This is a genomic window from Paenibacillus sp. BGI2013 (assembly GCF_002843485.1).
GTDB classification, from domain to species: Bacteria; Bacillota; Bacilli; order Paenibacillales; family Paenibacillaceae; genus Paenibacillus; species Paenibacillus amylolyticus.
Genome location: NZ_PJFA01000020.1, coordinates 40,469 through 61,032 on the forward strand (window position 1 = coordinate 40,469; position 20,564 = coordinate 61,032).

Below are 20,564 nucleotides of genomic sequence, written 5' to 3' on the forward strand. Positions count from 1 at the left end.
CCACCTATTCTGACAAACTACGTCTTCTAATCTATCTATAATCAGAACCATCGAGAACGAAACACGAAAATTCAAATTAATCGAATGGGGTGCCTTGAGGATGATGGAAAAGTGGAATGTCATTCAATTTCCGGGAATGAAAGCAGGTAAAGGAGGTACGGAAGCTCGGGAGGAGCTGTCGGTACGTCTGAAACAATGGCTTGGCTCCCGCAAGGCTGTCCAGATGGTTGCTTCCCGCAAATGGGTACTGCTGCTTACGTTTATGGGGTTCCTGCTCGGAAAGGCAATGATCCTGAATGAGTTATCTCCCTTTGCCATTGCTTACTTCGCTGTAATTGCTTTCATGCGCAGGGATTACATCATTCCGGTAGGCGCCGCTCTACTCGCAGGTAGTCTCTTTGCACCGTTTCCAGTACCACTCATTGTTGCATCGGAGATCGCCATCTTTTATCTGCTCTTCCGCGGTCTGGAGTCATATGAACGTGCTGAGTTATCTTATGCACCAACGATGGTGTTTACGACTACATTTATGGTCAAGTTATTCGCGGTTGTGATTGGACCATCCTTCAGCTGGTACGCGATGCTGATGCTCACGATGGATTCGGTATTAAGTTTCGTGCTCACCCTAGTTTTTATACAAGCCATACCGATCTTCACCTACCGCAAAAAAAAATTCAGCCTAAAGAACGAGGAGATCCTCTGCCTGATCATATTGCTCGCTTCCGTTATGACGGGAGCCGTAGGGTGGACCATTCAGTCTTTATCCGTCGAGCATATGCTCTCCCGTTATCTCATATTAATCTTTGCGCTGGTGGGCGGAGCCCCCCTTGGAGCCTCAGTTGGGGTCATTACCGGCTTGATTCTTAGTCTGGCTGACATGTCAGCGGTGTATCAGATGAGCCTGCTTGCTTTTGCCGGGATGCTGGCGGGTATGCTTCGAGAAGGCAAACGTGCGGCGGTTGCACTGGGCATGCTGCTGGGTTCGTCCATTCTATCCATATATCTGGGCGGACCGGGCGATGTGATGAACTCATTATGGGAGACGTGTGCAGCTATCGTACTATTCATGTTAACACCTAAAAGCCTGATGACGGCGATATCCAAATATGTACCGGGTACGCAGGATCATACCAAATCGCAGCATGAGTATGCCAAACGAATACGGGATATCACGGCAGAACGGGTAACCCGGTTCTCACAGGTATTCCGTCAATTGTCACGTAGCTTTGATCAGATGTCCGGTGCAGGGGAGCAGGTACAGAAAGAAGGTGGAATGGACCATTTCATGAATGCGGTTGCCGAGGGCACATGTGCAAGCTGTTTCAAGCGTACACAATGCTGGGATGCGAAGTTTATTCAAACCTACAAATATATGACGGACGTGATGAGTACGATTGAAGGAAACCCTGAGATCTCAGGCAAGCAGATTCCAGTCGACTGGAACAGGGTGTGTGCGAAACCGGAAGAGGTCCTTGAAGTCATGCGTGCCCAGTATGGACTGCATCAACATAACATGCAATGGAAGCGTCAAATTATCGATAGCCGGCAGTTGGTTGCAGAGCAATTGTCCGGTGTATCTCAAGTCATGGAGGACCTGGCCAAAGAAATTCAGCGGGAAAGTGATGAGATGGTACAGCAGGAGGAGCAGATTCGGGACGCACTGGAGTCACTGGGCTTGTCCATTCACTCCATTGAGATCATCAATCTGGAAGCGGGCAATGTAGAGATTGAGATTGTACATGCATATACACGTGGATTTGATGAGTGCCGGAAAATGATTGCTCCGCTGATCTCGGATGTACTGGACGAGCATATTGCCGTCTTGCACGAGACCATGACCGATCCTCGTCAGGGACTGGCAACCGTCACGTTTGGTTCGGCCAAAACCTTCGAGGTTACCACGGGTGTTGCTGCCGCCGCAAAAGGGGGAGATGTGATGTCAGGCGACAGCTTCAGTACGGTTGAGTTAGGCAACGGTACATTCGCGGTGGCGCTCAGTGATGGAATGGGCAATGGAGAACGGGCACGCATGGAGAGCAGCGCGGCGCTGAACATACTGGAACAGTTGCTACAGTCCGGCATGGACGAGAAACTGGCGATCAAATCCGTGAACTCCGTTCTGATGTTGCGCTCCCCTGAAGAGATGTATGCAACAGTGGATATGGCGCTGATCGATGAATATACGGCAGAGACCACGTTTATGAAAATCGGATCGACGCCAAGTTTTATCAAACGAGGACAGGAGGTTATTCAGGTTTCGGCCAGCAATTTGCCAATCGGTATTATTAAAGATATTGAAGTGGATCTGGTGACGGTACAGCTTCAGCCGGGGGATATCCTCATTATGATGACGGATGGCATCTATGATGCACCGGGGTATGCGGTGAACAAAGAGTTATGGATGAAACGGCTCATTCAAGAGATTGATACAGATGATCCACAAGATTTGGCCGATTGCCTGCTTGAAAGTGTCATAAGATATCAGCAGCATGAGATTTTGGATGACATGACCGTCGTTGTTGGAAAAGTAGAGCATTTCCGCCCTGAATGGGCCACACTGCGTGTGCCTGGCATCAACCGGATGGAGCGTCCACGGACCGTCAGTTAATTGCATATTTTTCTGTTTGAAGTCTCTTCATTCTGGCAATGCTAGTCATAGAGTTGGAGAGTAACGAATAACGGAGGGATATCGGATGAAGCAAATCTTATTGATCACCGACGGTTGTTCCAATGTAGGACCAAGTCCAGTGCTGGCAGCGGCCGAAGCACAGGAAGAGGGGATTACGGTTAATGTGGTTGGCGTAATTGATTATGGAACCATTGGTGAGTTGGGTAGCCGGGAGATTGAGGATATTGCCAGAGCCGGAGGTGGAATCAGCCAAATTGTAGGTACACGTCAGCTTGCCCATACGATGCAGATGATGACAAGGAAAACGGTGGTTCAGACCATTCAGCAGGCGGTTAATAGAGAGTTAACACAAATTTTGGGAGAGAAGGAGCCCAAAACGGTAACCGATCTGGAGCCTGCACAACGCGCCCGGGTCGTTGAAGTGATGGATGATATGGCTGAAACTACAGCGTTACAGGTTATATTGCTAATAGACGTCAGTGCCAGCATGAAGCCCAAACTGGCTGCGGTAGAAGAAGGCATTCGTGATTTAATGTTAAGTTTGCAGGCGCGTATAGGTCAGAGCAAGCTTTCCGTATTTCATTTTCCCGGACGACACAGCGGAGAAGATGCGGTAATGGATATTGACTGGACAACGGATCCAGGCCGTGTTCGGTCCTTGTTTGGAAGGTTGCAGATGAAGGGTGCAACGCCGACAGGTCCTGCAATTCAGAAGGTGATTGATTTTTACCGTTATGGTACACTGGAGAAACAGCAGGAAATAGAAGGGAACTATCGCATTGAAAGAGAAGGGATGCTCGGTGACAACGTTGTCTGACGCCTCTTTCCCGCCAGGAACAGTGGTTACAGGGAAATGGAATCGCAGTCGTTACACGATTCGGAAGCTACTGGGCAAAGGAGCTAATGGCATCGTTTTTCTTGTCCAACGGGGTGAAAATGGCAAACACTACGCGCTAAAAATGGGATTTGATCCGGTTGATCTGCAATCGGAAGTCAATGTGCTCAAATCTTTTCAACTACAGCGTAATCATGAGGCCCTTCGGCAGAGCGGCATTCCTTCCTATCTTAAAGATGTGGATGATTATGCCGTTCGTGGCCGGGATATTCCCTTTTATGTGATGCGTTACGTTAGAGGTGAGGCACTTCATCACTTCATTCGGCGTCAGGGGACAGACTGGACACTTCTGGTGGGACTTAGACTCTTGCAGAAGCTGGCACAATTGCATCAGGCGGGATGGGTGTTTGGTGATCTCAAACCTCAGAATGTGTTGGTATCCGACTATGGGCAGGTGGAATTGATCGACTACGGCGGAGTTACGTCGATTGGTCGAAGCGTTAAACAGTTCACCGAATGGTATGATCGGGGCTTCTGGAATGCAGGTAGCCGTACGGCAGATGGTACCTATGATGTATTTGCATTTGCATTATTATTGATTCATGTACTTGAAGCAGACGCGCTCAAGGCACTGGCGGCCGAAGGATTACCGCAACTGCGAAGTGTGAATCAGCTCGTAGCGCTGGTGGAGCGCAGTGAACGACTGGGTCCTTTTCGCAATTGGACGACTCAGGCATTACGAGGTCAGTTTCGTGATGCAGGTCATGCGGCACAAGGGTGGAAGGAAATGATGGCACGCCCCACGCCTCTCCGCCGTCGTTCCAAAAGTACAACACCGCGCTGGCTTATGAACGCATTCGCTGTATCTGTGATATTACTTATTGGAGTGCTCATCTATGCACTACTTTTCTGATCTGTGAGAGTGCATATACATAACGCAAGGAATGAGGAACAGGTATGGAGGCTTTACGCTGGAACATGCTGGTGAAGAACGTGCTGGATGCAGCGGAAGAGCATCAGTTATGGGTTCCCGGGGATCGGATTGTCGTCGCAGTATCGGGCGGGCCGGACTCGGTAGCTTTTTTGCATATCATGCACGAGATCAGCAAGCGGCATGTGCCACTTGAATTGATCTGTGCCCACGTGCATCATGGTTTCCGGAGTGAATCTGATGATGAAGCGGAGAAAATGATGGAACTGGCACAACAGCTTGGTATTACATTTGAATGGACCAAGGCCGATGTACCTTCATATATGGAGCTGACGGGTCAAGGACCACAGGAAGCAGCCCGCAACAAGCGATATGCCTTTTTGCACGAAGTGGCTTCCAAATATAATGCAGCAAGCATCGCTTTGGCACATCATGCGGATGATCAGGCAGAGACGGTCATGCTTCATTTGCTTCGTGGAACCGGCTTGTCGGGGCTCTCAGGAATGAAGTTTAAAAGACGAGAAAAAAATGTGGAACTTATTCGTCCATGCCTTCGTATAAACAAGACAGACCTTGTAGAAGCTTGTAATACCCAGGGTTTTATGTATTTCAATGATGAGAGCAACACCCTGCGTAAATATCGGCGTAATGCCATTCGCTTGGATGTGCTTCCTTTTTTGGGGCAGTATAATGGACAACTCACGCCGTCATTGAATCGGCTTGCCGAAATTGTGGGTGATGAAGACGATTTCATGGAGCAGAGTGCATATGACACATACAGGTGTCTAGTGCAGGTGAACGGCGGAAGGCAAACCTTTGAGGTGCCTTCCTTCTTGAAGTTACATGTCGCTTTACAACGAAGGTTGATTAAACTAATATTGAATTATCTGCCTTTGGACAGTGATTTTGTCGACTTTACCCGTATAGAAACCATTCGGCACAAGGTCATGGAGACCCATGTGACGACCTGGAGCCTGGATATAGGACAGACACTCGCCTGCACTCGGGAGTATAATCTGATTTCTTTTGGCATACGGACGGACGTACAGGATCAATCTTACGAGTATCGTCTTGCGCAATGGAGTGGAACTTATGAGCTTTCACTCACCCCAATTAACCGGTATATTCGGTTGATGACGGTGAGTCCCGAGGACTATCATGTACCGGAATCGGCGGATCAAGCCGCGTTTGATGCGGATCAACTGCTTATGCCGCTGGTTGTGCGTTCACGGTTACCTGGAGATACCATGAAAGTGATGGGATTAAACGGAAGCAAAAAGGTGAAAAATATTTTCATCGATGAGAAAATCCCCCCATCTGTCCGTCCACGTATTCCTGTGGTATGTGATGGAGCAGGTCATATCATCTGGATACCGGGTGTTCGACGGTCCAATGTGGCTCCTGTCAGGGAGGGCACTTCCGCAATCCTGTACATGACTGTAGGCGATTCAGCGATTCAGGGGTAGTGGTTATGGTTCAGGTAAGGCTTTCATAGTATAACTTAGGAGGTTCGCACAGTTGCAGAACGACATTCAGGAAGTATTGATCAGTGAAGAAGAAATTCAGAGTAAAGTCAAGGAATTAGGCGCAACACTAAGTGCCGAATATGCAAATCGCAATCCTTTGGTCATTTGTGTGCTCAAGGGTGCGTTTATATTTATGGCTGATTTGGTTAAAAACATAACGGTACCTGTTGAAATGGATTTTATGGCGGTATCCAGTTACGGCGCTTCCACCAAGTCATCAGGTGTTGTCAAAATCATTAAGGATCTGGATGTATCCGTTGAAGGACGGGAAGTTCTGATTGTCGAAGATATTATCGACAGCGGACTTACACTCAGCTATCTGATTGAACTGCTAGAAAACCGCGGTGCCGAATCGGTGCGTGTGGTTACGCTGTTCGACAAGCCTTCAGGCCGTAAAGTTGAGTTGGAAGCTCATTACACAGGCTTTGACATTCCTGACGCGTTCATCGTTGGTTACGGTTTGGATTTTGCGGAGAAGTACCGGAACCTACCCTATATCGGGATTTTGAAGCCGGAAGTCTATAGTAGCTAATATCCTGCCCGACCCAAGCCTTGAGCTGTTCTTGGCTTCTGTTGAGAAGCCATGTCGGGCTATGTTAAAATAATTAAAGTGTCTCGAGAGGAGGTAGGGGATGAATCGGTTCATCCGGAATTCTGGTTTTTATTTGATTCTTTTTTTAGTTGTGGTGGGGATAGTCCAGTTCGTCAGCAATGGCGGCGAAGCCACCGATAATCCTAGATATGATCAGTTGCGTGCAGCGATCAAAGCCAACAATGTCTCTGAATTGACGGTTCAATTCAACGGTCAAACGTATCTCGTGACCGGTCAATACAAGAAGGCACCTGATGGCGCCAAATCAGAAAATTTCTCAACGTATATTCCTCCTACGGATGAGGCAATTAGTGAGCTTGTAGCTGCAAGTGAAACTAACAATTTCCAATATCATCAGGAGCCAATGAAAGGTGACAGCATCTGGTTGACGTTGCTGACTTCCTTTATTCCTTTGATCATTATGTTCCTGCTGTTCTTCTTCCTGTTTAATCAGGCTCAAGGCGGCGGCGGTAAAGTAATGAACTTTGGTAAAAGCCGTGCTCGTCTCTACAACGAAGAGAAGAAGCGGGTTACATTTGAAGATGTTGCGGGTGCTGACGAAGAGAAACAGGAACTTGTTGAGGTTGTAGACTTCCTCAAGGACCCTCGTAAATTCGCAGCAGTAGGTGCGCGGATTCCTAAGGGCGTATTGCTCGTAGGGCCTCCGGGTACCGGTAAAACATTGCTCGCTCGTGCCGTAGCCGGTGAAGCGGGTGTACCATTCTTCACTATTTCAGGTTCCGACTTCGTGGAAATGTTTGTCGGTGTCGGTGCATCACGTGTACGTGATTTGTTTGAAAATGCGAAGAAAAATGCCCCATGTATCATCTTTATCGATGAGATTGATGCTGTAGGACGTCAGCGTGGTGCTGGTCTCGGTGGTGGTCACGATGAACGTGAACAGACACTCAACCAGTTGCTCGTTGAGATGGACGGATTCGGAGTTAATGAAGGTATTATCATCATAGCTGCAACGAACCGTGCAGATATTTTGGACCCTGCCTTGCTGCGTCCTGGACGTTTTGACCGTCAAATTACGGTTGACCGCCCTGATGTAAGAGGTCGTGAAGCTGTCCTGAAAGTACATTCCCGTAATAAACCATTGACCAAAGATGTGAAGATGGATATTATCGCGAAGCGTACAACAGGTTTCTCTGGTGCAGATCTGGAAAATCTCTTGAACGAAGCGGCATTGCTTGCAGCGCGTCGTAACCGTAAAGATATTTCCATGAAGGAAGTTGACGAAGCGATTGACCGTGTCATCGTTGGTACGGAGAAGAAAAGCCGTGTCATCAGTGATCGCGAGAAACGAATCGTTGCTTATCACGAAGCAGGTCATACCATTGTTGGATACTTCCTCGAACATGCTGATATGGTACATAAAGTGACCATTATTCCGCGCGGACGTGCGGGTGGATATGTAATCATGTTGCCAAAAGAAGACCGTATGCTGGTTACCAAGCAGGAATTGCTGGATAAAGTAACCGGACTTCTCGGGGGTCGTGTAGCTGAAGAATTGTTCATCGGAGAAATTGGTACTGGTGCATACAGTGACTTCCAGCAAGCGACAGGTATTGTTCGCAGCATGGTTATGGAATACGGTATGAGTGAGAAATTGGGACCTATGCAATTCGGAAGTTCACAAGGACAGGTATTCCTTGGTCGGGATATCGGTCATGAACAGAATTACTCGGATTCCATTGCTTACGAGATTGATCAGGAAATGCAACGCTTTATCAATGACTGTTATGAGAAGTGTAAAGACTTGCTTGTTAAACATTCAAAAGAGATGCACCTGATCGCTCAAACTTTGCTTGAGGTTGAGACTTTGGAAATGGATCAGATCAAGCAATTGATCGAAACAGGTTCTTTGACTCCAAAAGCAGAGAATGACAATGATGGTGAAGGCACACCAACTGAAGGCGGAGAGCCAATCATCGACACCATCGGTGATGTGCGTGTTCGTATTCAAGGTAAAGATGAAACGCCTGAGCCACCAGCCGGAGATATTCCAAACGAAGCTCCGAATCTGGAAAAGGGTATTAACAATAACCCGGATGATGGCGGAACTAAGCCAACGTCTTAATACACAATACATCTGGCTATGATAGCAGGTGAAATCAAGAGAGCCCTCGAGGCTCTCTTTTTTTATCCATTATTTTAAAAGAGGGTAGATAAAGATAAACGGGAGTTAGATGGCGAACCAGTTAGCAAACAGGTGGTTACAGCGCTGTCCCGGGCCTTTTTCATTTATTGACAGAGTCGTGAACGTTGTGTAAATTAGTTGTTAAACCGCTTGTGATTCGTTTCTCAAGCGAAGATAACGACTTAGGTTAGCCCACGAAACAGCGCATGACGCTGTCCCGATAAAGGAGAGGATCACAGGTGGAAGCTCTGGCTTTAGAGCGCAAGGCTGAGATGAACCGCGAGCTGCGTGAGCGGCTTATGGTGTTGAAGAAGGAACGTAATGCCATTATTCTTGCCCATTATTATCAACGTGACGAAGTACAGGAGGTTGCCGACTTCCGTGGAGATTCGTTTCTGTTAGCCCAGAAGGCAGCACAGACAGATGCGGATGTGATCGTTTTCTGTGGTGTTCATTTTATGGGTGAAAGCGCTAAAATTCTTGCGCCAAATAAAACAGTTATTATCCCGGACGAACGTGCGGGCTGCCCAATGGCAGATATGGTGAATGTGGATGGACTACGCAAATTGAAAGCACAACATCCTAATGCCAAGGTGGTTACGTATATCAATTCCTCGGCTGAGATCAAAGCAGAAACTGACATCTGTTGTACATCGGCGAACGCAGTCCGGGTTATTCAATCGGTGGATTCCGACGAAATTATCTGGGTACCGGATAAAAACCTGGGACATTATGTGCAGCAGCATACAGACAAGAAAATGATTATCTGGGAAGGTTACTGCAACACTCACGATATGCTTACAGTCAAAGATGTGGTGGAGATGAGAGCCAAGCATCCAAATGCAGAGTTTGTTGTCCATCCAGAGTGTCGCCCTGAGGTTGTAGAAATGGGTGATTTTGTAGGCAGCACAACAGCTATTCTGGAGTATTGCAAAAATTCATCAGCGAAGGAATTTATCGTAGGTACCGAAGATGGTACAGGATATCAGCTTCGTCTGGATAGTCCGGATAAACAGTTCCACTTTGCTACCAAGTTCCTCGTATGTCCCAACATGAAGGTGAACAACTTGAAGAAACTGGTGAAATGCCTGGAAACGATGAAGCCGCAAATCTACGTGCCACCGGCCGTTGCCGACAAAGCCAGAGAATCGCTAGAGCGCATGTTGTTGGTAAAGTAGGATGCGCTACTCTTGCTCCAAGACAGGTGAATAACATGATACCGCAATATTTAGTTGATTTTGATCTGTCTGCGCTACCCATGGTAGAGACGGATGTACTGGTTATAGGCTCAGGGATTGCTGGTTTGTTTACTGCCATTAAGGCAAGTGAACAACAACGTGTATTAATGATCACGAAGAAGTCATTACTTGAAAGTAACACCAGATATGCGCAGGGAGGCATCGCTGCGGTTATTGCTGAGGATGATTCACCTGCTTACCACTTGCAGGACACACTTGTAGCAGGAGCGGGCTTATGCCGCTCCGAAGCGGTAGAGGTATTGGTGAATGAGGGGCCGGACGGAGTGAAGGAACTGATTCGTTTGGGTACTTTATTTGATCTGGAGAACGGCGAGTTGGCGTTGACGCAGGAAGGTGCGCATAGCCACCGCCGTATTTTGCATGCCAACGGAGATGCAACAGGATATGAGATTGTACGTGCGCTTGCTGTTGAAGTGAATGAGCATCCCGGGATTGAAGTTTGGGATGAGCATTTTGTTGTTGACCTGATTACAGATCGAGATCGAGGGGAATGCATTGGCGCTCTGGTTCAGAAGGATGACGGATCGCAAGTGTTTGTGAAGGCACAGGCAACCGTTCTTTGTTCTGGTGGGGCAGGACAACTGTACCGATACACGACGAATCCGGATGTAGCTACTGCCGATGGTGTAGCCATGGCTTATCGGGCTGGGGCTATTGTTCGTGACATGGAATTTATCCAATTCCACCCCACCTCTCTATGTTACCCTGGGGCCCCGCGTTTCCTAGTGTCAGAAGCCGTACGCGGCGAAGGAGCATATTTGCGCAATGTGAAGGGTGAGCGCTTCATGGATCGTTATCATGCCCAGCTTGAACTGGCCCCACGAGATATCGTGGCACGAGCGATTGTTAGTGAGATGGAGTCCACCAACAGTACCTTTGTGTACTTGGACATTACACATGAACAGCCAGAGATGATCAAGCATCGGTTCCCTACCATATATGAGACTTGTATGCGTTATGGATTAGACATGACAACGGACTGGATTCCCGTTGCACCTGCTGCCCATTACATGATGGGTGGAGTGAAAACGGATTTAAGTGGAGAGAGCAGCATCTCCCGATTATTTGCTTGTGGCGAGGTGTCTTCTACAGGAGTGCATGGAGCCAACCGTCTGGCAAGCAACTCCTTGTCAGAAGCGATTGTATTTGGCCGGAGAATTGTTGATCGTATTCAATCTCTCCCTCCGCTTGGTTTATTACAAGCAAGAGGGGCTACGCCTTCATCTGTGGACATGAATAACATGAATAGCAAGATCATGAAAGAGCAAAAACCTATATCTGAAAGACGTTTACGACTACAGAAAATGATGGTTCGTCAGGTAGGTTTACGCCGGAATGGTGAGGACCTGCAGAAGGCCATGGACAAGCTGCAACAGGAATTGCAATTTTTTGATCAGACACTCACGCACAAGGAAGAGCTGGAGTATGCCAACCTTCTGACCTGTGCCTGGTTAGTTACTAGCGGTGCATTACATCGCGAGGAGAGTCGGGGGGCTCACTATCGTGAGGATTTCCCGGCACGTGATGATATCGTGTGGCAGAAGCATAGTCTGCAGCAGCGAGAACAAGCGATTGTGGAGGAATTGATGTCATGATACTGAATGGATATAATGAAGGGCTTATCGAATCAATCAAAAACTGGCTTCGTGAAGATGTTGGTGCAGGTGACGTTACAACAAGTGTGACGATTCCAGCAGGCAACCAATCCAAGGCCATTATACACGCCAAAGACAATGGTGTTATTGCAGGCATGACCGTAGCTAAACTTGTATTTCAAGTCGTTGATCCTGATCTTGTATTTACACCGAAGGTAACAGACGGCGACAAGGTTACCCATGGCACGATTTTGGCAGAGGTAGAGGGAAGTACACATTCACTGCTTACGGGGGAACGACTGGCACTTAACTTGCTGCAACGTATGTCCGGAATAGCTACGCGTACGCGTGCCTACGTGGATGTGCTGGATGGTCTTGAGACCAGGCTTGTGGATACACGTAAGACAACGCCGGGCCACCGACTACTTGAGAAATACGCGGTGCGCGTGGGTGGCGGAGCGAATCATCGATTTGGACTGTACGATGCCGTTATGATTAAGGATAACCACATCAAGGGTGCAGGCGGAATCACCGAGGCGGTACAGCGTGCGCGAACCGTTATCCCACATACGATGACGATTGAAGTGGAGACTGAAAATCTGGAGCAGGTGAGAGAAGCCTTGCAAGCCGGGGCAGATATCATTATGCTGGATAACATGCATCCAGAGCGGATGCGTGAAGCGGTTGAACTTATTCGTGAACAGGCTCCTCATGTGAAGGTTGAAGCATCCGGTAACGTGTCTCTTCAGACCATTCGTGGTATTGCAGAGAGTGGTGTGGATGTAATTTCGGTTGGCAGGTTAACCTATTCTTTTGAGAGCCTGGATATTAGTCTGGATTTAAATGAAAAGAAAGAGGGGTGAACCTCTTTGATTCTAGTTGTAGACGTGGGGAACAGCAATATGGTGCTCGGCGTATATCAAGGCCGGGAATTGCTGCACCACTTTCGTCTGAGTACATCACGTCAGTCAACAGTGGATGAATACGGCGTATTGATTTATAATTTATTTCATATGTCCGGCATCAGGGCAAGTGACATCGAAGGTGTCATCATCTCATCTGTGGTTCCGCCACTGGTGAATGTAATTGAAGCGATGTGTGAGAAGTATGTAGGCAAAAAAGCTTTGCTCGTTGGGCCTGGTATCAAAACTGGCTTGAATCTGCGATACGAGAACCCTCGTGAAGTGGGTGCAGATCGTATTGTTAATGCAGTGGCAGCCGTTGAGAAGTATGGCGGCCCTCTCGTCGTGGTCGATTTCGGTACCGCAACGACCTTTGACTGTATTGACGAGAAAGGTCACTACTTGGGGGGAGCTATTGTACCTGGCATTCAGATCGCCACTGAAGCGCTCTATGAGCGGGCATCCAAGTTGCCTCGTATAGAGCTGGAGAAACCTAAAAAAGTTATTGGCCGTAATACTATTCATGCCATGCAAGCAGGTATTATATTTGGCTATGCAGGGCAGGTAGATGGTATTGTAGAACGTATTCGCGAGGAGATGGGAGCGAAGCCCCGAGTTATCGCGACGGGTGGTCTCGCTACACTTATCGCAGAAGAAACCCGTAGTATAGAGGAAGTTGATCCGCTGCTTACGCTTGAAGGGCTGCGTATTATATATGAGCGGAACCGGGAAAGGTGAGCATAGTGACGGCATACAGCGGGCTGAGATTACAGCTTAAGTGTTGTGCCGTTTTTTCTGTGTTACGACTATTATGGCGATACGCCAAAGGAGGCTGAATGACTTGGAAAACAACAACAAGCATGACCGGTTAATTCGTGGTACAGCAATGAATGGAAAGGTAAGAGCCTTTGCTATCCAGACTACGGAACTGGTTGAGGAACTACGCAGAAGACACGATACGTTTCCCACGGCTACAGCTGCCATGGGGCGTACGGTTACAACAGCAGCCATTATGGGTGCAATGCTCAAAGGTGAAGAGAAGTTAACGGTACAAGTCAACGGTGTTGGGCCCATTGGACAGATTGTAGCTGATGCCAATGCGAAAGGCGAAGTACGAGGATATGTTTCTAATCCGCATGTACATTTGCCAAGCAATAGTGTGGGAAAACTGGACGTTGCAGGCGCAGTTGGAACGGAAGGTTTCATCAACATAACGAAGGATTTGGGACTGAAAGAACCATATCGTGGCAGTGTGCCTATTATTTCAGGAGAACTGGGCGAAGACTTCACGTACTACTTTGCGCAATCGGAGCAAACCCCTTCTGCAGTAGGCGTTGGTGTGCTCGTTGATACGGATAATTCCGTTATTGTCTCAGGTGGATTCATTATGCAGCTGTTGCCGGGATTGACAGATCCAGAGATCACGGCGATCGAAAACGCCATTAGTACGTTGCCGCCAGTGACGACGTTGCTGGAACAGGGACTTGAATTGGAAGAGTTGCTTCGCCGATTGTTGCCAGATGTACAAGTGATGGAAGGATTGGATATTCATTTTAGCTGTGAGTGTTCACGTGAGCGGGTAGAGAAGACACTAATCAGCCTGGGCCAAACGGAGATGGAGCAATTAATTGAAGAAGAGGGCCAGGCTGAAGTGGTCTGCCAATTCTGTAATGAAGCCTATGACTTTAACAAAGAACAACTTGAGACCATCCTAGAGCAAGCCAAGAACTGATCTATGCGGGGACGGGATGCGGAATGACAAGACAGGAAAAAGGGTTGTGGACGGCTGTAATTGTCTTGACGCTAGGTATGCTGGTCATGGGTAGTGTGATGGCTATGCATGGTCTCAGACAGGGCAAAGACGAGGCAGATGCATCCCATGATGCTAATACGGAAGAAGGAAGCACCGTAGCGACGATCAACGGAGAAGTTATCACGGACAAAGAGTGGACCGATGCGCTGAAACGACGTTACGGCAGTGAGTTATTACTCCAGATGTTAAACCGTAAAGCAGTATATGCCGAAGCAATCGAACGCAAGCTGATCGTCACTCCCCAAGAGATTGCAAGAGAACTTGCCGCCGCGATGGATGGGTATGATTCAGAGAAATCATATTTTGACGAAATGAAGTCTCAATTGGGCCTGTCGAAACAGGAACTTGAGTTGGAAGCCGGCTACAGGCTGCTGCTTGAGAAAATCGCAACGATCGGCATACAGATCAAGGATGCAGATATTGAGCATTACTGGACTGAACACCGTGAGGATTACGTTTCCCCCGAGAAATATGACTTGTCCATCATCGTAGTGAAGGAAGAAGATGAAGCCGATTCCTTACTGGATGCGTTGGAGAAGGGGGAGGACTTTGAAGAAGCTGCTCGCAAGCAATCGACAGACAGCTTCTCTCGTGATGCTGGAGGGAGGCTGGGGTGGATTGAGCGGAATGATCCATTCCAGTCAGAAGAAATCCTTCAACTTGCTGCCGGGCTGGATGTAGGCGATATTGCCGGACCGGTTCGAGTGGAAGAAGGTTATGTTATTATCAGACTTAATGATAAAGAAGAACGCCAGGTGCAATCTGCCGAAGAAGTCCGTGAGGAGATTCGAATGGAACTGGCTCTGAGTCAGGCTGATCCGTTGCCGCAGGTAGAGCAAATGCTGCGTAACAAGTATGAAGCCGTAATCCTGTCCGAGATTCCTGCCTCCTGAATTCAATGGAGAAGATTGTATAGTACTGCTGCATCTTGATAAAAATACTCTGTCTGCGGTCTTAGGGCCAAAGGCAGAGTATTTTTTTTGAGTACTCATATTGACAATAAGGGTTAACGTTGATAAGATGAAAATAATAAATACCTACTCGTTTACTCGGATATAAAAGATTTATTTATGAACAAAGAAACTTTCGGAAACCTCCGCCCTGCTAGAAATCTTGGCAGTAAGGGATAGGATCAACAGGATTTCCGCAGTTCTTCTATAACAGCTAGAGGCTATCGGCCGCACAGTATAGGTTAACAGGACTCAAGTTTTATTCATCCACTAAGGAGGGCATTCATATGGCTAAAGTAGTTAATAACGTAACAGAACTCATCGGAGGTACTCCGCTTGTTCGTCTGAACCGTATCGTACCTGAAGGCAGTGCTGAAGTATTCGTGAAGCTGGAGTACCAGAATCCAGGTTCAAGCGTGAAAGACCGTATCGCAATTAGCATTGTGGAAGAAGCGGAAAAAGAAGGCAAGCTAAAACCAGGTGATACCATTATTGAAGCAACAAGTGGTAACACGGGAATTGGACTCGCGATGGTGGCTGCAGCCAAAGGCTACAAGTCCGTTATTGTAATGCCTGAGACGATGAGCTTGGAGCGTCGTAACTTGCTTCGTGCGTATGGTGCTGAGCTTGTGCTTACACCTGGAGCTGAAGGTATGAATGGTGCTGTTAAAAAAGCCGAAGAACTGCTGAAAGAAAACCCTTCCTATTTCATGGCTGAGCAATTTAAAAATAAAGCCAACGTGAAGATCCACCGTGAAACGACTGGCCCTGAGATTGTTGAAGCAATTCAATCTGTAGGCGGTACGTTGGATGCTTTCGTTGCAGGAATCGGTACAGGTGGAACAATTACAGGTACAGGCGAAGTGCTGAAAGAAGCTTTTGCTGGTATTAAAATTGTTGCGGTTGAGCCAGCAGCTTCGCCAATTCTGGCGGGCGGCAAACCAGGACCACATAAGATCCAGGGGATTGGTGCCAACTTTATCCCTGAGATTCTGGATCAGGAAATCTATGATGAGATCATTCACATTGAGAATGATGATGCATTCGAGACGGCTCGTCAGGTAGCGAAGGAAGAGGGCATTCTGTCTGGTATTTCTTCCGGTGCGGCGATCCGTGCAGGTCTTCAGGTTGCGAAACAGTTGGGTGAAGGCAAGCGCGTGGTCGTAATCGTGCCAAGTAACGGCGAACGTTACCTCAGCACACCTCTTTACAACTTCGAAGGCTAAGTCTACAAATGACAAAACCAATCCTCCTTGCCCGTATGACGGGTATGGAGGATTTTTGGCGTAATGCTTTTAAAAGGGGCGGCGCTTTAGTATACTATCAGACAATAGAACTAGCGACAGATGGAGGGCGGCACACCGCAATGACACACCTGATGACAACATACGCCGACTGGATGGAGTGGGCTGAACAAGGCTGGACCATGATGCCCTATATCACGAAGTCGGATGAGGGACCGTATCATGGCGGTTTACCGTTATCGTGGGAGGCAGCCTGGAAGCAGGCGTCACCATACGCAATTGTGCTGGAGAATGGCAAAGGCGGGAGATATACATTTCTGGGGTTAGACCCCGTATCCGTTATTTCCGGCAAGGGTCAAGAAGCGGTTATTCATGATGTGACGCAAGGTGCCACCTCGACGGACAGCGGCAAGCCGCTTGATGTATTAAAGAGATGGACTGCCCCGTATAGTGCACCCAAGGTTAATGGGGCTCCAGACTTTGGGGGTGGATACGCAGGTTATCTCAGCTACGATGTAGCAAGATCATTGGAGAAGCTTCCAGTCTTGGCTGAAGATAATCCGGCTCTACCGGATTATTGGTGGATGCGCTTTGAAGAAATATGGGCGTATGACCATGAGCAGCAGGCACTTTTCTGCATGGTTCATCTGGCTATAGAGCCTAACCGGAACGAAACGGATATCCGTAGTCTATATTCAGCGGCAGAAGCACGAGCGACAGCGATGCAGAAACGTTGGCTTCATATTATGGGGGCTGCACAGGCTGAGGAACAACAACAGGCACTGGAACGCCGCAACAAGCAGGTCAATCGTACCCCGCAGCCTGAAGATGCGGAAAGGGAATCGGAAGGATGGGAAACCTCCTTTCCCCAGGAGGACTTTGAACAAGCTGTGCGTACGGTACAGGAATATATCAGGCAGGGCGATGTGTTCCAGGTGAACCTGTCCTTGAGACAGGAAAAGCGGCTTCATTCGAGCGCTGAGCATATTTATGAATGGCTGCGCCTTGTGAATCCATCACCGTATATGGGAATGCTGCGTAGTCCAGACTTTCAACTGGTAAGCGGATCTCCCGAGCTTCTGGTCAAAGTGGAGAATGGCAAAGTCAGTGCACGTCCCATCGCAGGGACCCGAAGAAGGGGCCGGGATGAAGCAGAGGACAAAGCTATGGCGGATGAACTGCTCAGCAGTGAGAAGGAACGGGCGGAGCATATTATGCTCGTTGATCTGGAACGGAATGATATCGGACGGATTGCAGCCTACGGTTCGGTTCATGTGCCTGAATTGATGACCATCGAGAAGTATTCCCATGTCATGCATCTCGTTTCCCAGGTGGAAGGCAGGCTGGCAGAAGGGTTATCCGTATTTGATGTGATCGCTGCGACATTCCCGGGTGGAACGATTACAGGAGCCCCGAAAGTCCGCACCATGGAGATTATCGAGGAACTAGAGCCTGTGCGGCGTGGGCCTTATACGGGTTCCATCGGGTGGATGGATTACAGTGGGAATATGGAATTGAACATCGTCATTCGTACACTTGCCATTAAGGACGGTATTGGTTATGTACAGGCCGGGGCAGGGATTGTTATTGATTCCGATCCATATCGGGAATACAAGGAATGCCGCAACAAGGCAAGAGCCATGATGAGAGCTGTGAATTACAGCGAAGAGGCGGAAGCAAGCAGAGCTATTGAACAAGAACAAGCGAAAAGAACAGAAGCTGTTAACTAAACTAAAATAAAATAAAACGAAGCAACCGTCACTTGCATTGACGGAAGATGAGGAGGAGCAGGCATATGATACTGGTTATCGATAATTACGATTCTTTCACGTATAACCTGGTTCAATATCTGGGTGAACTGGGCGAGACGGTGGAAGTTCGCCGCAACGACGAGATTGATCTGGCAGGCATAGAGGCACTGGCACCTGATCATATTCTGATCTCTCCGGGCCCGTGTACACCGAATGAAGCGGGCATTAGTCTGGCAGTCATTGATCATTTCAAGGGAAGCATTCCGATCTTTGGTGTGTGCTTGGGGCATCAGTCCATTGGACAAGCGTTTGGTGGCAATGTCATTCGTGCGGAGCGCATGATGCACGGCAAAACATCCGAGATGCACCATAACGGGACATCGGTCTTTGCCGGATTGCCATCTCCATTCACAGCTACCCGTTACCACTCCCTGATTGTCGAGCGCAGCAGCTTGCCTGACTGCCTGGAGATTACAGCGGAGACAGCTGAAGGTGAGATTATGGGTTTGCGCCACAAAGAATATGCGATTGAAGGGGTTCAATTCCACCCGGAATCCATTATTACAGACCATGGTCATCAGATGCTTCGTAACTTTTTGTCCCAACAAGTGAAGGTATAACATGCAATATGCCGCGATAAATGGAGAGTTGGTCAATATGGCGGCGGCCGTGGTTCCTGTAACGGATCACGGCTTTTTGTACGGACTTGGACTGTTTGAGACGTTCCGGACGTATCGAGGTGTTCCATATCTTTTGGAACGGCATCTGGAGCGCATGGCCTCGGGGTGTAAGGAACTTGGCATTCCTTTTACAACGACCGCAGCAGAGGTGACTGATTGGATTCAACGTTTGATGGATGCGAACGGACTTCGGGAGGCGTATGTGCGATACACGGTATCAGCCGGTGAAGCACCGCTAGGCTTACCTTCTGGTGATTATTCAAAGCCAAATCATATTTTACTGGCAAAAGCATTACCTGAACCTTCTCCCTCTTTATATGAGAGCGGCAAAATGCTCCAACGTTTGTCTACACCTCGCAACACGCCCGAAGGAGAAGTTCGGTTCAAGTCGCTGCATTATATGAACAGCATTCTGGCGAAACGGGAGCTTAATGGATACGGGCAGTATGTGCAGGGTGCAGAAGGGCTACAATTAACCCGTGATGGGCATGTCGCTGAGGGTATTGTCAGCAATGTGTTTTGGGTACGGGAAAATGTGCTCTACACGCCAGCACTCTCAACCGGCATTCTGCCGGGTATCACGAGAGCTTTGGTACTGGAAATTGCCTCGCAGCAAGGAATTCCCTGCATAGAAACGCTAGCCTCTTGGGAGGATCTCCTGCAAGCAGATGAAATATTTCTAACCGGCTCGGTGGCCGAACTGGTTCCGGTGACAACTCTGCGGGATCAGGACGGAGCCGAAACGATAATTAGCAACGGACATATTGGCCCGGTTACAGCAGTCCTTCTGGGTATGTACCGGCAGAAAGCGGGGTATACTTCATGACACTTACACCTGTCATTTATGAACGGAACTATGCATGGGGGCCAGCTGAATTGAAGCTGGGTACAAGAACACAGATTATGGGCATTCTTAACGTCACGCCTGACTCATTCTCGGATGGTGGACGTTATACCAACGTGGAGCGGGCGGTTGCTCATGCCAAACAGATGATGGAGGACGGTGCGGACCTGATTGATATCGGCGGGGAGTCCACCCGCCCAGGTTCAGATGTCGTGGGCGCCGATGAAGAGCTCAGCAGGATTATTCCGGTTATTGAAGCATTGCATCAGCAAGCTCCGCACATTCCGATATCGGTAGACACGTATAAGGCCGATGTTGCACGTCAGGCTATTCTAGCCGGTGCCCATATTATTAATGATGTGTGGGGTGCCAAGGCAGATGCAGATATGGCCCGCACGGCAGCAGAGCTGGGGTGTCCCATCATTCTGATGCATAATCGGCAGGAGCGAAACTATACTGATTATCTGAGTGATGTCGTGAGCGATTTGCAGGAGAGCATACACATTGCATTAACAGCCGGCGTGAAAGCAGACCAGATTATCCTCGACCCGGGCATTGGTTTTGTGAAGGATCTCGGAGAAAATCTGAAGCTCATGTCATCGCTCGGTTTGCTCAATGAAATGGGGTATCCCGTTCTGCTAGCCACCTCACGCAAAAGATTCATCCAGAACACTCTGGATGTCGGGGCGGATGATGCGTTGGAAGGAACGGCTGCGACCGTTGCATTTGGCATTGCCCAAGGCTGCCAGATGGTTCGGGTTCATGATGTGAAACCGATTCGGCGGACGGCAGACATGTGTGATGCCATGTTGTATGCTTCTCCGGGTATACGGAGGAAATAATGCTGGCGGGTCCCTGGTGACCCGT

At 48.5% G+C, this 20,564-nt stretch carries 17 protein-coding genes; all 17 read left to right on the forward strand.

What is annotated here, in order from left to right:
* Window positions 1-100: 100 nt before the first annotated feature.
* The 17 genes from spoIIE to folP all read left to right on the forward strand — a co-directional run bounded on the left by spoIIE (window position 101) and on the right by folP (window position 20,539).
* Entirely contained in the window at window positions 101-2,608 is a 2,508-nt protein-coding gene (gene spoIIE / locus CXK86_RS29500; protein WP_180361900.1) for a stage II sporulation protein E, read from the forward strand.
* A gap of 85 nt (window positions 2,609-2,693) precedes the next feature.
* Window positions 2,694-3,446, forward strand: coding sequence for a VWA domain-containing protein (locus CXK86_RS29505; protein ID WP_091018321.1), 753 nt, complete (start codon window positions 2,694-2,696; stop codon window positions 3,444-3,446).
* On the forward strand, window positions 3,430-4,377 hold the full coding sequence (locus CXK86_RS29510) for a serine/threonine protein kinase (protein ID WP_036606117.1): 948 nt from the start codon (window positions 3,430-3,432) through the stop codon (window positions 4,375-4,377). Before CXK86_RS29505 ends, CXK86_RS29510 begins: the two co-directional genes overlap by 17 nt.
* 44 nt (window positions 4,378-4,421) lie before the next feature.
* Entirely contained in the window at window positions 4,422-5,861 is a 1,440-nt protein-coding gene (gene tilS, locus CXK86_RS29515; RefSeq protein WP_101315027.1) for a tRNA lysidine(34) synthetase TilS, read from the forward strand.
* A 52-nt stretch (window positions 5,862-5,913) separates the two neighbouring features.
* Window positions 5,914-6,453 (forward strand): hypoxanthine phosphoribosyltransferase, encoded by a 540-nt coding sequence (gene hpt, locus CXK86_RS29520; RefSeq protein ID WP_017691352.1) that lies wholly within the window; start codon window positions 5,914-5,916, stop codon window positions 6,451-6,453.
* 100 nt (window positions 6,454-6,553) lie between these two features.
* Window positions 6,554-8,599, forward strand: coding sequence for an ATP-dependent zinc metalloprotease FtsH (ftsH, locus tag CXK86_RS29525; protein ID WP_101315028.1), 2,046 nt, complete (start codon window positions 6,554-6,556; stop codon window positions 8,597-8,599).
* Between the two features lie 299 nt (window positions 8,600-8,898).
* Window positions 8,899-9,837, forward strand: a complete 939-nt coding sequence (gene nadA, locus CXK86_RS29530; protein ID WP_036606114.1) for a quinolinate synthase NadA — start codon at window positions 8,899-8,901, stop codon at window positions 9,835-9,837.
* A gap of 35 nt (window positions 9,838-9,872) precedes the next feature.
* A complete protein-coding gene (gene nadB, locus CXK86_RS29535) occupies window positions 9,873-11,513 on the forward strand; it encodes an L-aspartate oxidase (protein ID WP_100528132.1) in 1,641 nt (546 codons plus the stop codon).
* Window positions 11,510-12,376 carry a carboxylating nicotinate-nucleotide diphosphorylase gene (nadC, locus tag CXK86_RS29540; RefSeq protein ID WP_076254636.1) on the forward strand — a complete coding sequence of 289 codons (867 nt, stop codon included), beginning with the start codon at window positions 11,510-11,512 and terminating at the stop codon, window positions 12,374-12,376. Before nadB ends, nadC begins: the two co-directional genes overlap by 4 nt.
* Window positions 12,377-12,382: 6 nt before the next feature.
* Entirely contained in the window at window positions 12,383-13,153 is a 771-nt protein-coding gene (locus CXK86_RS29545; RefSeq protein ID WP_026081372.1) for a type III pantothenate kinase, read from the forward strand.
* A 73-nt stretch (window positions 13,154-13,226) separates the two neighbouring features.
* Complete coding sequence (gene hslO / locus CXK86_RS29550; protein WP_101315029.1) at window positions 13,227-14,147, forward strand: Hsp33 family molecular chaperone HslO; 921 nt, start codon at window positions 13,227-13,229, stop codon at window positions 14,145-14,147.
* A 23-nt stretch (window positions 14,148-14,170) separates the two neighbouring features.
* Entirely contained in the window at window positions 14,171-15,121 is a 951-nt protein-coding gene (locus CXK86_RS29555; RefSeq protein WP_101315030.1) for a peptidyl-prolyl cis-trans isomerase, read from the forward strand.
* 344 nt (window positions 15,122-15,465) lie between these two features.
* Window positions 15,466-16,404 carry a cysteine synthase A gene (gene cysK / locus CXK86_RS29560; RefSeq protein WP_036668448.1) on the forward strand — a complete coding sequence of 313 codons (939 nt, stop codon included), beginning with the start codon at window positions 15,466-15,468 and terminating at the stop codon, window positions 16,402-16,404.
* A 140-nt stretch (window positions 16,405-16,544) separates the two neighbouring features.
* A complete protein-coding gene (locus tag CXK86_RS29565) occupies window positions 16,545-18,152 on the forward strand; it encodes an anthranilate synthase component I family protein (RefSeq protein WP_101315031.1) in 1,608 nt (535 codons plus the stop codon).
* A gap of 65 nt (window positions 18,153-18,217) precedes the next feature.
* Entirely contained in the window at window positions 18,218-18,793 is a 576-nt protein-coding gene (pabA, locus tag CXK86_RS29570) for an aminodeoxychorismate/anthranilate synthase component II (protein ID WP_036606106.1), read from the forward strand.
* A gap of 1 nt (window position 18,794) precedes the next feature.
* Window positions 18,795-19,679 carry an aminotransferase class IV gene (locus CXK86_RS29575; RefSeq protein ID WP_076254632.1) on the forward strand — a complete coding sequence of 295 codons (885 nt, stop codon included), beginning with the start codon at window positions 18,795-18,797 and terminating at the stop codon, window positions 19,677-19,679.
* On the forward strand, window positions 19,676-20,539 hold the full coding sequence (folP, locus tag CXK86_RS29580; RefSeq protein ID WP_076254631.1) for a dihydropteroate synthase: 864 nt from the start codon (window positions 19,676-19,678) through the stop codon (window positions 20,537-20,539). Before CXK86_RS29575 ends, folP begins: the two co-directional genes overlap by 4 nt.
* Window positions 20,540-20,564: the final 25 nt, after the last annotated feature.

Excerpts from the sequence above, each read along its gene's own strand:
- nadB (WP_100528132.1), top strand. The coding sequence starts at position 9,873 with ATGATACCGCAATATTTAGTTGATTTTGATCTGTCTGCGCTACCCATG.
- folP (WP_076254631.1), top strand. The coding sequence starts at position 19,676 with ATGACACTTACACCTGTCATTTATGAACGGAACTATGCATGGGGGCCA.
- hslO (WP_101315029.1), top strand. The coding sequence starts at position 13,227 with ATGGCGATACGCCAAAGGAGGCTGAATGACTTGGAAAACAACAACAAG.
- CXK86_RS29565 (WP_101315031.1), top strand. The coding sequence starts at position 16,545 with ATGACACACCTGATGACAACATACGCCGACTGGATGGAGTGGGCTGAA.
- CXK86_RS29575 (WP_076254632.1), top strand. The coding sequence starts at position 18,795 with ATGCAATATGCCGCGATAAATGGAGAGTTGGTCAATATGGCGGCGGCC.
- ftsH (WP_101315028.1), top strand. The coding sequence starts at position 6,554 with ATGAATCGGTTCATCCGGAATTCTGGTTTTTATTTGATTCTTTTTTTA.
- CXK86_RS29505 (WP_091018321.1), top strand. The coding sequence starts at position 2,694 with ATGAAGCAAATCTTATTGATCACCGACGGTTGTTCCAATGTAGGACCA.
- nadC (WP_076254636.1), top strand. The coding sequence starts at position 11,510 with ATGATACTGAATGGATATAATGAAGGGCTTATCGAATCAATCAAAAAC.
- tilS (WP_101315027.1), top strand. The coding sequence starts at position 4,422 with ATGGAGGCTTTACGCTGGAACATGCTGGTGAAGAACGTGCTGGATGCA.
- cysK (WP_036668448.1), top strand. The coding sequence starts at position 15,466 with ATGGCTAAAGTAGTTAATAACGTAACAGAACTCATCGGAGGTACTCCG.
- CXK86_RS29555 (WP_101315030.1), top strand. The coding sequence starts at position 14,171 with ATGACAAGACAGGAAAAAGGGTTGTGGACGGCTGTAATTGTCTTGACG.
- pabA (WP_036606106.1), top strand. The coding sequence starts at position 18,218 with ATGATACTGGTTATCGATAATTACGATTCTTTCACGTATAACCTGGTT.
- spoIIE (WP_180361900.1), top strand. The coding sequence starts at position 101 with ATGATGGAAAAGTGGAATGTCATTCAATTTCCGGGAATGAAAGCAGGT.